Origin of the sequence: Mycobacterium sp. SMC-11, from assembly GCF_046250095.1 — a bacterium.
GTDB classification, from domain to species: domain Bacteria; phylum Actinomycetota; class Actinomycetes; order Mycobacteriales; family Mycobacteriaceae; genus Mycobacterium; species Mycobacterium heraklionense_A.
This window is the reverse complement of record NZ_CP176430.1, coordinates 3,063,427-3,076,902: the sequence shown is the minus strand read 5'-3', so window position 1 is coordinate 3,076,902 and position 13,476 is coordinate 3,063,427. Positions and strand designations below refer to the sequence as shown.

Sequence of the window (13,476 nt, the reverse complement as noted above, 5' to 3'; positions counted from 1 at the left end):
TCACCTACCTGTGTAATCGAATGTTCGCGGATCGGGTCCCAATCGGGCGCCGTCGTCGAGCGAGGATATCTCGGCCATCTCCGACGTGCCGAGTTCGAAGTCGAAGACGTCGAAGTTGCCGACGATACGCTCCGGGTGCACCGATTTCGGAATCACAATATTACCCAGTTGGATATGCCACCGGATCAGCACCTGCGCCGGTGTCTTTCCGCACCGCCGCGCCACCTCGGTAACCACCGGATGAGCCAGCAGTGAACCCCGACCCAGCGGTGCCCAGGCTTCGGTGGCGATCCCGAGGCGGGCATGCGCCGCGCGCAGTTCGGGCTGGCTGAAGCGCGGGTGCAACTCGACCTGGTTGACGACGGGCACGATCCCCGTTCCGTCGATGAGCGTCTCGAGGTGCTCGGGCGCGAAATTGCTCACCCCGATCGACCGGATCCGGCCCTGATCCCGCAGGTGGGCCAACGCCCGGAAAGTCTCGACGAACTTGCCGGCTGCCGGCAGCGGCCAGTGGATCAGGTACAGGTCCAGAAAATCCAGGCCGAGGCGCTCCATGCTCGCCTCGAATGCTGTCAGCGTGGAGTCGTAGCCCTGGTCGGAGTTCCACACCTTGGTGACCACATAAACCTCGTCGCGCGCCATGCCGGATGCCGCGACGGCCCGGCCGACCTCCCGCTCGTTGCCGTACAGGGCCGCGGTGTCGATGTGGCGGTATCCGGCCGCAAGCGCGGTGCGCACCGCCTGCTCGGTCTCGGCGGGCGAAATCTTGTAAACCCCGAAACCGACGCTGGGGATGGAATTACCGTCGTTGAGCGTGACGCAGCGCAAGCTATCTTCAGCAGCCATGACACGAAGTCTGCCAGGCGGCCCCGGTTCCGGCCGGGGCGCGCGATGGACCGATCAGCTGCAGAGCACCCTGATGACGGTCGGTATGAAGGTGACGCCGATGCTGCCGATCGGGGTCCAGCGGATCATGACCGGCGGGCGCGCGGTGACCATCGACGGCAAGACCCTGGACCCCACCCTGCGGCTGACGCTGGCCGCGCAGCGCGCGATGGGCGTGAACGGCTTAGTCGTCGGCGACGACGCGGTCGCCTCCCGCGCCCAGTTGCGCGAGACGTCCGCCGGTCTGGGCGGCGGTGATATCCACGTCGACGTTCGCGACATCGTGTTGCCCGGCCCGGCCGGGGACATCGCCGCTCGGCACTACCGCCCGGTCGGTGGTGGCGCCAAGCCGTTGCTGGTCTTCTACCACGGGGGCGGGTTCGTGATCGGCGACCTGGACAGCCATGACGCGTTCTGCCGGCTGACCTGTCGAGACGGTGACATCGCGGTGCTGTCGGTCGACTACCGCTTGGCGCCCGAGCACCCCGCACCGGCCGCGCTCGACGATGCCCTGGCGGCGTTCCGCTGGGCTCATGACCAGGCCGCGGAGCTGGGTGGGATTGCCGGGCGGGTCGCGGTCGGTGGCGACAGCGCCGGCGGCAACCTGGCCGCCGGGGTCGCGCTGCGGGCACGCGATGAAGGGGGACCGGCACCCGTTCTGCAGTGGCTGATCTACCCGGTCACCGACTGCACCGCCCAGACCCGTTCACGCAGCCTCTACGGCGACGGTTTTCTGCTGACCAAGCACGACATCGACTGGTTCACCGACCAATACGTGGGCCGCTCACAGCTAGACCCGACCGACCCGCTGGTATCGCCGCTGCTGGCCGGCGACCTGTCCGGCCTGCCGCCGGCACTGGTGGCCGTCGCCGGATTCGACCCGCTGTACGACGAGGGTGAAGCGTTCGCGGCGGCACTGCGCCGGGCAGGGGTTGTGGTGGACCTGCGGCAGATGCCGTCGTTGACGCACGCTTTCATCAACCTGTTTCCGTTAGGGGGCGGCAGCGCGACCGCGACCAGTGAGTTGATCTCGGCGCTGCGCGCGCACCTCAGCCGCGGCTGAGGTCCGGGGCTCACGCCGGTACTCTGAACCGCAAACCGACCACCGAACACGAGGACCAACCGACTGTGGCCAGCAAACCCAAACGCCCCGGCGTCTCCGGCTTGAGGGCCGGCGACCAGAAGCGCAACCTCGCAATGCAGATCGGCCTCGTCGCCATCGTGGTGGTCTTTGCGGTGGGACTCATCGGCTACATCGTGGTGTCCAACGGTCACAAGAAGGGCGCCGGCGCCGGCGAGGCGATCCGGGTTACCTCGAGCAAGCTGGTCACCAAGGACGGGACCGACGAGCCCAAGGCCGTGCTGGCGTTCTACGAAGACTTCCTCTGCCCGGCCTGCGGCAACCTCGAGCGGGCGTTCGGCCCGACGGTGTCTCGGCTGATCGACAGCGGGGCGATCGCCGCGGACTACCACATGGTCGCGATCCTGGACCGGCCGCAGAACGACGACTACTCCTCACGAGCCGGAGCCGCGGCCTACTGCGTCGCCGACGAAAGCAACGACGCGTTCCGCCGGTTCCACACCGCGCTCTACACCGAGCAACTGCAACCGTCGGAGATCGGCACGGAGTTCCCCGACAACAAGCGCCTGATCGAGCTGGCCCGCCAAGCCGGCGCTGCCGGCGGTGTTCCGGCGTGCATCAACAGCGGCAAGTACCTCAAGATGGTCGGTGGTATGGCCGCCGCCGGGGGCATTCACGCCACGCCCACGTTGCGCATCAATGGCGAGGACTACCGCCCCTCGACTCCGGAAGCTCTGGTCTCCAAGATCCGCGAGATCGTCGGCGACGTGCCCGGTATGGCCGTGCCGGCTCAGGAGTCGTGACCATCACGGCTCCGGCGGTCGAAGCGCCCGCCCAGGCGGTGCCGGTCGCGGCATCGCGGGCCTGGGCGGTGCTGATCGGCGGGGTCATCGGACTGGCCGCGGCGGTCACGCTGACCGTCGAGAAGATCAAGCTGCTCACGGACACCGGATACGTGCCGTCGTGCAACCTCAATCCGGTGCTGTCCTGCGGATCGGTGATGGTCACCCCGCAGGCGTCCGTGTTGGGGTTCCCCAACCCGCTGATGGGGATCGTCGCCTTCACCGTGGTGGTCGTCACTGGCGTATTGGCAGTCGCGAAAGTGCCATTGCCGCAATGGTATTGGACCGGGTTGACGCTGGGTACACTGGCCGGCGCCGGCTTCGTGCACTGGCTGATCTTCCAGAGCCTGTACCGGATCGGCGCGCTGTGCCCGTATTGCATGGTGGTGTGGGCGGTGACGCTGTGCCTGCTGGTGATATTCGCAGCCGTAGCATCTGAGCACGGTGGTATACGCAAAAATTTGCAGCATTTGCACCGATGGCGTTGGACCATCGCTGCGTTATGGTTTATCGCGTTATTCCTGTTGATATTTATTCGGTTTCAGGATTACTGGATAACGCTGCTGTAGGGGTGGATTGTGATCTCCAAAGTGCTGGTGGCCAACCGCGGAGAGATCGCTGTCCGCGCGTTCCGGGCCGCCGTCGAGCTCGGTATCGGCACAGTGGCGGTCTACCCGTACGAGGACCGCAACTCGCTGCACCGGCTCAAGGCGGACGAGTCCTACCAGATCGGCGAAGAGGGTCATCCGGTACGCGCGTACCTGTCGGTCGATGAGATCGTCGGCACCGCAGTGCGATGCGGGGCCGACGCTGTCTACCCCGGCTACGGTTTCCTTTCGGAGAATCCTCAACTGGCGCAGGCCTGTGCGGATGCGGGGATCACCTTCGTCGGTCCCAGCGCGGCAGTGCTGGCGCTGGCCGGCAACAAGTCTCGCGCGGTGGCCGCCGCGCGGGAGGCGGGACTGCCGGTGCTGGCGTCGTCGGCGCCGTCGTCCTCGGTCACCGAACTGCTTGCCGTAGCCCAAGACATGACTTTTCCGCTGTTCGTCAAGGCGGTCGCCGGTGGCGGTGGGCGCGGGATGCGCCGGGTCACCGACATCGACGGGCTGGCCGATGCGGTCGAAGCGGCCAGTCGGGAAGCGGATTCGGCGTTCGGCGACCCGCACGTCTACCTCGAGCAGGCGGTACTGAACCCGCGCCACATCGAGGTGCAGATCCTGGCCGATAACCACGGCAACGTGATCCACCTCTACGAGCGTGACTGCAGCGTGCAGCGCCGGCATCAGAAAGTCGTCGAATTGGCGCCGGCGCCGAATCTCGACCCGGCTCTGCGCGAGAAGATCTGCGCGGATGCCGTGGCATTCGCGCGCCACATCGGCTACACCTGCGCGGGCACCGTGGAGTTCCTGGTCGACGAGCGCGGCCACCACGTGTTCATCGAGATGAACCCGCGCATCCAGGTGGAGCACACCGTCACCGAGGAGATCACCGACGTCGACCTGGTGTCCTCACAGCTGCGGATCGCCGCCGGTGAGTCGCTGGCGGACCTGGGCCTTTCGCAGGACTCGATCACGCTGCACGGGGCGGCGCTGCAATGCCGGATCACCACCGAAGACCCGGCCAACGGATTCCGGCCCGACACCGGACGGATCAGCGCCTACCGCAGCCCGGGCGGGGCGGGCATCCGGCTGGATGGCGGCACCAACCTCGGTGCGGAGATCAGCGCGCACTTCGATTCGATGCTGGTCAAGCTGACCTGTCGCGGTAAGGATTTTCCCACCGCGGTGAAGCGGGCGCGCCGGGCGATCGCGGAATTCCGCATCCGTGGGGTTGCCACCAACATCCCGTTCCTGCAGGCCGTGCTCGATGACCCGGACTTCTCCGCGGGGCGCATCACCACCTCGTTCATCGACGAGCGCCCGCAGCTGCTGACCGCGCGCTCGTCGGCCGACCGCGGCACCAAGATCTTGAACTACCTGGCGGATGTCACCGTCAACAGCCCGCACGGTACCCGGCCCTCGGCGGTGTACCCGCGCGACAAGCTGCCCGAGCTGGATCTGTCGGTGCCGCCGCCGGCGGGCTCCAAGCAACGGCTGGTCCAGCTGGGGCCGGAGGGCTTCGCCCGCTGGCTGCGGGAATCGCGGGCGGTCGGGGTCACCGACACCACGTTCCGGGACGCCCACCAGTCGCTGTTGGCCACCCGAGTGCGCACCAGTGGGTTGGTCAAGGTGGCGCCGTACGTGGCTCACACCATGCCACAACTGCTGTCGGTCGAGTGCTGGGGCGGCGCGACTTACGATGTGGCGCTGCGGTTTCTGAAGGAAGACCCCTGGGAGCGGTTGGCAGCGCTGCGCGAGGCGTTGCCCAACATCTGTCTGCAGATGCTGCTGCGCGGGCGCAACACGGTCGGGTATACCCCGTATCCGGAACTGGTGACTTCGGCGTTCGTCCAAGAGGCGACCGAGACCGGTATTGACATCTTCCGGATATTCGACGCGCTCAACAACGTCGACTCGATGCTTCCAGCCATTGACGCGGTGCGCGAAACCGGCAGTGCGGTAGCCGAAGTCGCCATGTGTTACACCGGCGATCTGAGCAGCCCGGGCGAAACGCTCTACACGCTGGACTACTACCTGCGGCTCGCCGAGCAGATCGTGAACGCCGGCGCGCACGTACTGGCGATCAAAGACATGGCGGGCCTGTTGCGTCCCGCCGCGGCAACCACATTGGTAAGCGCGCTGCGCAGCCGCTTCGACCTGCCCATCCACGTACACACCCACGACACCGCGGGCGGTCAGCTAGCCAGCTACGTCGCCGCCTGGCAAGCGGGGGCGGACGCCGTCGACGGCGCGGCGGCGCCCCTGGCGGGCACCACCAGCCAACCGGCGCTGAGCTCCATTATCGCCGCGGCGGCCCAGACCGACTACGACACCGGGATCTCGCTGGACGCGGTGGGCGATCTGGAGCCGTACTGGGAGGCGCTGCGAAAGGTGTACGCGCCGTTCGAATCCGGGCTGGCCGCACCGACCGGGCGGGTATACCGCCATGAGATTCCCGGTGGCCAGCTGTCCAACTTGCACCAGCAGGCCAAGGCGCTGGGGTTGGCGGACCGGTTCGAGGACGTCGAGAACAACTATGCCGCCGCGGATGCCGTACTCGGTCGGCTGATCAAGGTGACCCCGAGCTCGAAGGTGGTCGGCGATCTCGCGCTGGCCCTGGTCGGTGCCGGCGTGAGCGCCGACGAGTTCGCCGCTGACCCGTCTCGAGTAGACATCCCGGACTCGGTGATCGGCTTCCTGCGCGGCGAGCTGGGCGACCCGGCCGGTGGCTGGCCGGAGCCGTTGCGGACGAAGGCCCTGGAGGGGCGCGGCCCGGCACGGGAGATGCAGCAGCTCTCGGCCGATGACGAGGCGGTGTTGGCAAAGTCTGGACCGCAACGCCAGGCCCGCCTCAACCGCCTGCTGTTCCCGGGTCCCACAAAGGAATTCGAGTCGCATCGGGAACTCTACGGCGACATCTCGCGATTGTCGGCCAACCAGTTCTTCTACGGCCTGCGTCAGGGCGAGGAGCATCGGGTCAAGCTGGAGCGCGGGGTGGAGCTGCTGATCGGGCTCGAGGCCATCTCCGAGCCGGATGAACGCGGCATGCGAACCGTGATGTGCATCATCAACGGTCAACTGCGGCCGGTTGAGGTGCGTGATCGCAGCATCGCCAGCGAAGTGCCGGTTGCGGAAAAGGCCGACCGCACCAAGCCGGGCCATGTCGCCGCACCGTTTGCCGGTGTGGTCACCATCGGGGTGGCCGAGGGAGAGAAGGTAGCCGCCGGACAAACCCTGGCCACCATCGAGGCAATGAAGATGGAGGCGGCCATCACCGCGCCTGCCGACGGCACCGTCACGCGGGTGGCCGTTGCCGAGACCGCGCAGGTCGAAGGCGGAGACCTGCTGGTGGTGCTGAGCTGACGCGCATCGTCGGGGGCGAAGCCGGTGGGCGACGCCTCTCCGTGCCGCCGCGCGGCACCCGGCCAACCACAGATCGGGTGCGCGAGGCGCTGTTCAATGTGCTCGATTCCCGGATGGACCTGACCGGAATGTCGGTGTTGGACCTCTACGCGGGGTCGGGGGCGCTCGGCTTGGAGGCGTTGTCCCGCGGCGCTGCCTCGGCGCTGTTCGTCGAATCGGACCGCCGCGCCGCCGAGGTGTTGGCCGCCAATATTGCTGCACTGGGGCTGGCCGGTGCGGTGCTGCGCCGCGGCACGGTGGCCGCGGTGCTGGCCGGGGGGACCGAGACACCGGTGGATCTGGTGCTGGCCGATCCGCCCTACGAGGTCGATGCCGCCGCGATCGACGCGCTGCCGGGGTTGCTGACTGCTGGCGGTTGGGCGGGCCCGGGCACCGTTGTGGTGATCGAACGGGCCACCTCCAGCCCGGCGGTGGCGTGGCCGCAGGGCTGGGAAGCCTGGCCCTCGCGCCGTTACGGCGACACCCGACTGGAGCTGGCCGAACTGTCCGCGCCTGACGTGTAGCGTCAGCGCACATGAGTGGTGCGGTATGCCCCGGTTCCTTTGACCCGGTGACGTTGGGACATGTCGACATCCTGGAGCGCGCGGCCGCCCAGTTCGACGAAGTGGTGGCCGCGGTTCTGGTCAATCCGTCCAAGAAGGGCATGTTCACCCTGGACGAGCGCCTCGAGATGATCGCCGAAGCCACCGCGCATCTGCCCAATGTGCGCGCGGAGTCGGGTCAGGGCTTGGTAGTCGACTTCGTCCGGCAGCGGGGGCTGACGGCGATCGTCAAGGGTCTGCGCACCGGCACCGACTTCGAGTACGAGCTGCAGATGGCTCAGATGAACAAGCACATCGCCGGTGTCGACACGTTCTTCGTGGCGACCACACCGCGGTATTCGTTCGTGTCGTCGTCGCTGGCAAAGGAAGTGGCGTCGATGGGCGGTGATGTCTCGGACCTGTTGCCCGAGCCGGTGAACCGCAGATTGGCCGCCAAACTGGCCGCGCGCTGACCAGAGGCCGCTTACTGGGGCTGCCACCCCAAGCGGTGGTCGGTCGAGGCGCGCATCGCGGTGAAATCCCTGGTGCAGCCCAATATCCGTAGCGCCGCTTCGGCAATGGTCCACGGATAATCCGGCGGGCAGGAGCCGTCGTCGGAGCGGCGGTTGATCACCGTCTCCACCAATCGGAACGACAGGTCGTCGGCATCCGCGGGACCGTCATGTTCGGCGATCACCGCGCGCGAAAGCTCTTGATAGTGACTGCGCAACTCGGCACGGCGCTGGCGGAAGGCGGCGAAGCGCTCGAGGCGAAGCTCCGGAAGCAGATACAGCGTGCCCAGATTCCAGGCGCCGCCGCACAATTGCGCGGTATCGGCGACGACGAGCGCATGCAACCGGGGTGCGCTGGGCCCTCCCTCGGCCAGCAGCTCGGCGGCCAGCTGGACGGAGGGATCGACGGTGCCGGCCAGCAGGGCGTCGAGAATGTCGTCCTTGGCGGCGAAGTGGTGATACAGCGAGGCCTGCCGAATCCCGACGCTCTCGGCGATGCGCCGGGTCGAGGTGGCGGCGTAGCCGACGGTGGTGAACAGCTCCGCCGCGGCGTCGAGGATCTCGTCGCGCGCGCTGCTGCCCGGCCTGCTGGAAGCCACCAGCCGGGGACGTCCTCGTCGATCGGTCTGCACACCTTACTGCCTATCACGCGCTGAGGCCCGGCGCGCTAAAAACTGTCAGTTGATAGAAAATGTGCTAGCTTCCTGATCATGGACAACCTACGTACCGATTCCACCGACGGCGCACGCCTGCACGCGCGCGCTCAGGCGCAGCACGCGTCGATGCGCGTCCCGGCGGCCCCGGACGACGTCGACGCGGCGACGATGATCTGGGCCGAGTCGATTCCGGCGAACGGCTACGCCACCAAGGTGCTGGCCCGCGGCAGCCGGGTGCGGCTGGCCGATACCGAAGGCGGCGCGTGCGCGAATCTGTTGCTGTACCGCGCCGAAGCGCCCTGGGAACGGCTCAACGTCGCCGACACCATGAAGGTCCCGTGGCAGGCCTACCTCGGTGTCGGCCATCCGCTGCTGTCCGATCAGGGCCGCGTGCTGGCCACCGTCGTCGCCGATTCCTCGGGACACCACGACATGCTCTGCGGCCCGGACGCCACCGGCCGACAACTGCTGCTGTTGGGTGCGATCAAGCACGGCATGGGCATTCGAGACGTGGCACCGTCGGTGTCGCTGTTCCGCGGTGTACGCGTCGATCCGGTCAGCGGGGCACTGGAATTCACCGGATCCGCGGGACCCGGCGCGGCGATCGACCTGCTGATCCACCTTCCGGTGGTAGTGGTGGTCGCCAATGCCGCGCACCCGCTGGATCCCGACCCGCCCGCAACGGCATTGGACGTAGTTGCCTGGCGGGCCGGCGAACAGTTGGCCGACCCGATCAGCCAGGACCCGGAATACCTACGCGCGGTGCAGAACACCGAGGCGGCCTGGGCCGCCGGAACGGGGAAATGCTCATGACCAGCCCTTCTCAGCCCTCGCAGCTCATCTCCGACGAGGTGGTGGCGGCCCGGGCGCCCTGGTCGGCAGTGGTGCGCGCCGGAGACCTGCTGCAGATCATCGATCTGCACGGAAACCAGGCGGTGGACTGCCTGCTCTACGACGCCGCCGACCACACCCGCCGCTACAGCGCCCAGGCCACCGTCGCTGCTGCGCGCAACATCTTCTTGAGCACCGGTTCGGTGCTGCGCAGCGCCGACGGCACCGCCCTCATGACCGTCGTCGCCGACGACGTCGGCAATCACGACACCATCGCCGGAGCCTGCTCGCAGGAATCCAACACCCTGCGCTACGGGCACCACACCGCCCACCAGCACGCCTGCGTGGAAAACTTCCTCGCCGAGGGGGCCCGGTGGGGCCTGGGCAAACGCGACATCGTCTCCAACATCAACTGGTTCATGAACGTCCCCGTCGAAGCCGATGGCACGCTGGGCATCGTCGACGGTCTCTCGGCCCCGGGCAAGAGCCTGACCCTGCGCGCGGAGATCGACACCCTGGTACTGGTGTCGAACTGCCCGCAGATCAACAACCCGTGCAACGGTTTTGACCCGACGCCGGTGCGGATGGTGATCAGCCGAACATGATCGGCATCGAGGTGGTCTCGCCGGGCATGTTCACCACGGTGCAGGACTGGCCCGGGCGCGTCGGCTACTGGCATGTCGGGGTGCCGCCGTCCGGGCCGATGGACGACCTGTCGTTTCGGATCGGCAATCAGGTGCTGGGCAATCCCGAAGGCGCGGCCGGTCTGGAATGCACCAAAGCCGGACCCGCTCTGCGCTTTTCGGACCCAGCCTGGGTGTGCGTCACCGGTGCCGCGGTGCCGGTCAGGCTGGACGGTGCCTTAGTTCCACTGTGGCAGTCGGTTCGGATACCCGCCGGTGGTCTGCTCGATGTAGGTGTCATTGCAGGTCCGGGAATGCGCTGCTACGTCCTGATCGAGGGCGGCATCGCCGCGCCGGAATTCCTGGGCAGCGCAGCAACCTTCACTCAAGGTGTGTTCGGTGGCCACCACGGCCGGGCGCTGCGCGAATCCGATCGCCTCAGCGCCGTCGGCCGCGGCGGCGCCCCACCGACCCTCACCCGCGCCCCCAGCCAGATTCAGCCCAGCATCGGGCGGCACTGGGAGCTCGCGGTGACCGAAGGGCCGCATGCGGCGCCAGAGTTCATGACCCGCGCCGACATGACCATCCTGACCACCACCGACTACACCGTGCACTTCAACTCCGACCGCACCGGCGTGCGGCTCGTCGGGCCGAAACCACGATGGGCCCGCCCCGACGGCGGAGATGCCGGCCTACACCCGTCCAACATCCACGACACCGCGTACAGCATCGGTGCGCTGGATTTCACCGGTGACACCCCGATCCTGCTCGGTCCCGACGGGCCCAGCCTGGGTGGATTCGTCTGCCCGGTGACGGTGGTACGCGGCGATCGATGGAAGCTGGGCCAGCTGTCGCCCGGCGACACCGTGCGGCTGGTGCCGATCCGCGCCGACCACGCCCCACCGACGGCAGCGCTGGGTGTGCGACGCCGTGCGGCGTTGCCTGTCGTGCTCTCCCGCTCCGGCGACGGCGACGACGGAGTGCTGCAGCGCTACACCGGCCGCGACGGGACGGCCGTTACCCTGCGGCGCGCCGGTGACAGCGGAGTTCTGCTCGAATACGGGCCGATGACACTGGATTTGGCGTTGCGGGCGCGGGTACAGGTGCTCTACGACCAGCTCCGTGAACGGGGGCTGCCCGGCCTGGCCGAACTGACTCCCGGGGTGCGATCACTGCAGATCCAGTTCGACCCCGAGCAGTTCTCGTGCGCCGAGGTGATCGACGAAGTGGCCGCCATCGACGATGCGCTGCCGCCCTGCGATGAACTGGTCGTGCCGAGCCGAGCGGTGCGGCTGCCGCTCAGTTGGGACGACCCCGGCACCCACGAGGCCATTCGCCGCTACATGTACGGGGTGCGGCCCGACGCGCCGTGGTGCCCGTCCAATATCGAGTTCATCCGGCGTATCAACGGACTCGACGACATCACGCAGGTGTGCAACATCGTGTTCGACGCCCAGTACCTGGTGCTGGGCCTGGGCGACATCTACCTCGGCGCGCCGGTGGCCACCCCGCTGGATCCCAGACACCGGCTGGTGACCACCAAATACAACCCGGCCCGCACCTGGACCCCGGAGAACGCCGTCGGGATCGGCGGCGCCTACCTGTGCATCTACGGCATCGAGGGACCCGGCGGCTACCAGTTCGTCGGACGCACCACCCAGGTGTGGAACCACCGGCACGCCACCGCAGGCCTGTTCGATCCCGAAACCCCGTGGCTGCTGCGCTACTTCGACCGCATCAGCTTCTATCCGGTGCAGGCCGAGGAGCTCCTGGAGCTGCGTGCCGACATGGCGGCCGGGCGTGGTCGGGTGGCGATCACCGACGGTGAGTTCTCACTGCCGGCCTACCACCGATTCCTGGCCGACCACGCTGACAGCATCGCGGGATTCCGCGATCAACAGGTCGCCGCGTTCACCGCGGAGCGCAATGCGTGGCACGATGCCGGCGAAATCGCCAGTGTTTAGGCCAGTTTCAGGGAGTTGTCGCGACACAACACGAAGAAGTAAGGCCGGGACGAGCCCCGCAGATCCATCGCGCCGATCACCGCGTCGTCGGAGAGCCGGCGGAAGACATCGTTGACCGGTGCCTGGTCATAGACCATCGTGGCGCTGTCGACTCCGCGGTATCTGGTGGTGCGCAGCCGGGCCCGGGGCGAACGGGTCCGCAGCAGCGGCTGCAACGCGTTGATCTGCCCGAGGAATGAGCGGTTCTTCAGTGCCGGCAGCTTCGTGGCGAGTCCCAGAACACTGAACGCCAGCACCGGGTTGAACGCCCACAGCGCGGCCCCGTCGCGGGTGGGGAACAGCAGCGGATGGACCGTCTCGGCATCGACGAACTGCTTGCCCCACCAGCCGGTGGCCCCCAACAGCCCGTCGAGCGGGTGGCCGGTCGGCAGCTCGGAACCATGCCAGGTGCCGACCATGAAATCGGGGTCGACTGCCTCGGCGGCGTCGAAGATCTCACAGGCCTCGGCGGTGGTCGTCGGCACGTTCGAGAACAAGTCCTGGACAGCCATGCGCAACACCGTACTTGACAGATGTCAACTGCGGAGCCGCTTAGAGCACCACCGTCTCGTTGCCCACCCGGATCACCCGGTCCTGGCAGTGCCATTGCACCGCCCGCGACAGCACCGCCCGCTCCACGTCGGCGCCCAACCGCACCAGGTCGGTGACGCTGTGGGTGTGGTCCACCCGCACGACGTCCTGCTCGATGATCGGCCCCTCGTCGAGCACCTCGGTGACGTAGTGCGCGGTGGCGCCGATCAGTTTCACGCCGCGTTCCCGCGCCCGCTGATAGGGCGCCGCACCGATGAACGCCGGCAGGAAAGAATGGTGGATGTTGATCAGCGGACAACCCACCGCTTCGATGAAGTCGCCGGTGATGATCTGCATGTAGCGGGCCAGCACCACCAGATCCACGTTGCCGCAGAGCAACTGCAGCTGACGCTGTTCGGCCTCGGCGCGAATGTCGCGGGTGGCGGGGATGTGGAAGAACGGCACCCCGAACGGGCGTACCTGTTCGGCGAGCTCGGGGTGGTTGGAGATCACCATCGCCACGTTCATCTCCAGCTCGCCGCGGCGGTTGCGCCACAACAGGTCCAGCAGGCAATGGTCGGTCTTGGACGCCATGATCGCCACCCGCTTGGGCTTGGCGGCCTCGGTGAACCGGTAGTCCATCGAGAACCGCTGGGCCACCGTGGCGCCGAAGCGCTCCTGGAGCCCGTCGAGGGCCGCCGGCAAACCGGGCAGGTGAAAGATCGCCCGCTGCACAAAGGTCCCGTCTTCGGGAGCGGTCGAGTGCTGATCCAGCGAGATGATGTTCGCGCCGGCCTCGGCCAGGAAGGCGCTGACCGCGGCGATGATCCCGTGGCTGTCTCGGCAGCTCAGCAGCAGTCGGCCGATGTCGGTGGTCGCCTGGGCGCCGGACTGTTGCGGATAGCCCTGTTGAGCCTGCCCTGGTGTCGCGGTGCCCCCGTGGCCCCCAGAACCGTTCGTCATGGCCGC

13 protein-coding genes are annotated in these 13,476 nt (G+C 67.6%); 9 read left to right on the top strand and 4 right to left on the bottom strand.

Annotated elements, in window-relative coordinates:
- Complete coding sequence (locus ACKY0X_RS14545) at window positions 1-846, bottom strand: aldo/keto reductase (protein WP_409426606.1); 846 nt, start codon at window positions 844-846, stop codon at window positions 1-3.
- On the opposite strand from ACKY0X_RS14545, the gene ACKY0X_RS14540 reads away from it, so the two are divergent.
- The 6 genes from ACKY0X_RS14540 (at window position 845) to coaD (ending at window position 7,824) form a co-directional block, all read left to right on the top strand.
- Complete coding sequence (locus ACKY0X_RS14540) at window positions 845-1,948, top strand: alpha/beta hydrolase (RefSeq protein ID WP_409426605.1); 1,104 nt, start codon at window positions 845-847, stop codon at window positions 1,946-1,948. The genes ACKY0X_RS14545 and ACKY0X_RS14540 overlap by 2 nt on opposite strands.
- A gap of 65 nt (window positions 1,949-2,013) precedes the next feature.
- The gene (locus tag ACKY0X_RS14535; protein ID WP_409426604.1) at window positions 2,014-2,769 is read left to right on the top strand and encodes a DsbA family protein; all 756 of its coding nucleotides are present in this window, start codon (window positions 2,014-2,016) and stop codon (window positions 2,767-2,769) included.
- Between the two features lie 2 nt (window positions 2,770-2,771).
- Window positions 2,772-3,377 carry a vitamin K epoxide reductase family protein gene (locus ACKY0X_RS14530; protein ID WP_409429643.1) on the top strand — a complete coding sequence of 202 codons (606 nt, stop codon included), beginning with the start codon at window positions 2,772-2,774 and terminating at the stop codon, window positions 3,375-3,377.
- 9 nt (window positions 3,378-3,386) lie between these two features.
- Window positions 3,387-6,770, top strand: coding sequence for a pyruvate carboxylase (locus tag ACKY0X_RS14525; RefSeq protein ID WP_409426603.1), 3,384 nt, complete (start codon window positions 3,387-3,389; stop codon window positions 6,768-6,770).
- The gene (gene rsmD, locus ACKY0X_RS14520; RefSeq protein WP_409429642.1) at window positions 6,767-7,333 is read left to right on the top strand and encodes a 16S rRNA (guanine(966)-N(2))-methyltransferase RsmD; all 567 of its coding nucleotides are present in this window, start codon (window positions 6,767-6,769) and stop codon (window positions 7,331-7,333) included. The genes ACKY0X_RS14525 and rsmD overlap by 4 nt, the downstream gene beginning before the upstream one ends.
- An 11-nt stretch (window positions 7,334-7,344) precedes the next feature.
- Window positions 7,345-7,824: a pantetheine-phosphate adenylyltransferase gene (coaD, locus tag ACKY0X_RS14515; protein ID WP_065040090.1), complete on the top strand. Its 480-nt coding sequence runs from the start codon at window positions 7,345-7,347 to the stop codon at window positions 7,822-7,824.
- An 11-nt stretch (window positions 7,825-7,835) separates the two neighbouring features.
- On the opposite strand, the gene ACKY0X_RS14510 is transcribed toward coaD, so the two are convergent.
- Window positions 7,836-8,462 carry a TetR/AcrR family transcriptional regulator gene (locus ACKY0X_RS14510; protein WP_409426602.1) on the bottom strand — a complete coding sequence of 209 codons (627 nt, stop codon included), beginning with the start codon at window positions 8,460-8,462 and terminating at the stop codon, window positions 7,836-7,838.
- 111 nt (window positions 8,463-8,573) lie between these two features.
- Between ACKY0X_RS14510 and ACKY0X_RS14505 the strand changes: the two genes are divergently transcribed.
- From ACKY0X_RS14505 to ACKY0X_RS14495, 3 genes are read left to right on the top strand one after another with little or no spacing between them, the layout of a single operon-like run.
- Window positions 8,574-9,332, top strand: coding sequence for a DUF1989 domain-containing protein (locus ACKY0X_RS14505; RefSeq protein ID WP_409426601.1), 759 nt, complete (start codon window positions 8,574-8,576; stop codon window positions 9,330-9,332).
- Window positions 9,329-9,955: an urea amidolyase associated protein UAAP2 gene (locus ACKY0X_RS14500; RefSeq protein WP_409426600.1), complete on the top strand. Its 627-nt coding sequence runs from the start codon at window positions 9,329-9,331 to the stop codon at window positions 9,953-9,955. Before ACKY0X_RS14505 ends, ACKY0X_RS14500 begins: the two co-directional genes overlap by 4 nt.
- Complete coding sequence (locus tag ACKY0X_RS14495) at window positions 9,952-11,937, top strand: 5-oxoprolinase/urea amidolyase family protein (protein WP_409426599.1); 1,986 nt, start codon at window positions 9,952-9,954, stop codon at window positions 11,935-11,937. Before ACKY0X_RS14500 ends, ACKY0X_RS14495 begins: the two co-directional genes overlap by 4 nt.
- Here ACKY0X_RS14495 and ACKY0X_RS14490 read toward each other — a convergent pair.
- Complete coding sequence (locus ACKY0X_RS14490) at window positions 11,934-12,488, bottom strand: DUF4334 domain-containing protein (protein WP_409426598.1); 555 nt, start codon at window positions 12,486-12,488, stop codon at window positions 11,934-11,936. The two genes, ACKY0X_RS14495 and ACKY0X_RS14490, sit on opposite strands and share 4 nt — an antisense overlap.
- A gap of 40 nt (window positions 12,489-12,528) precedes the next feature.
- Window positions 12,529-13,470 carry a formyltetrahydrofolate deformylase gene (purU, locus tag ACKY0X_RS14485; protein ID WP_409426597.1) on the bottom strand — a complete coding sequence of 314 codons (942 nt, stop codon included), beginning with the start codon at window positions 13,468-13,470 and terminating at the stop codon, window positions 12,529-12,531.
- Between the last annotated feature and the right edge of the window lie 6 nt (window positions 13,471-13,476).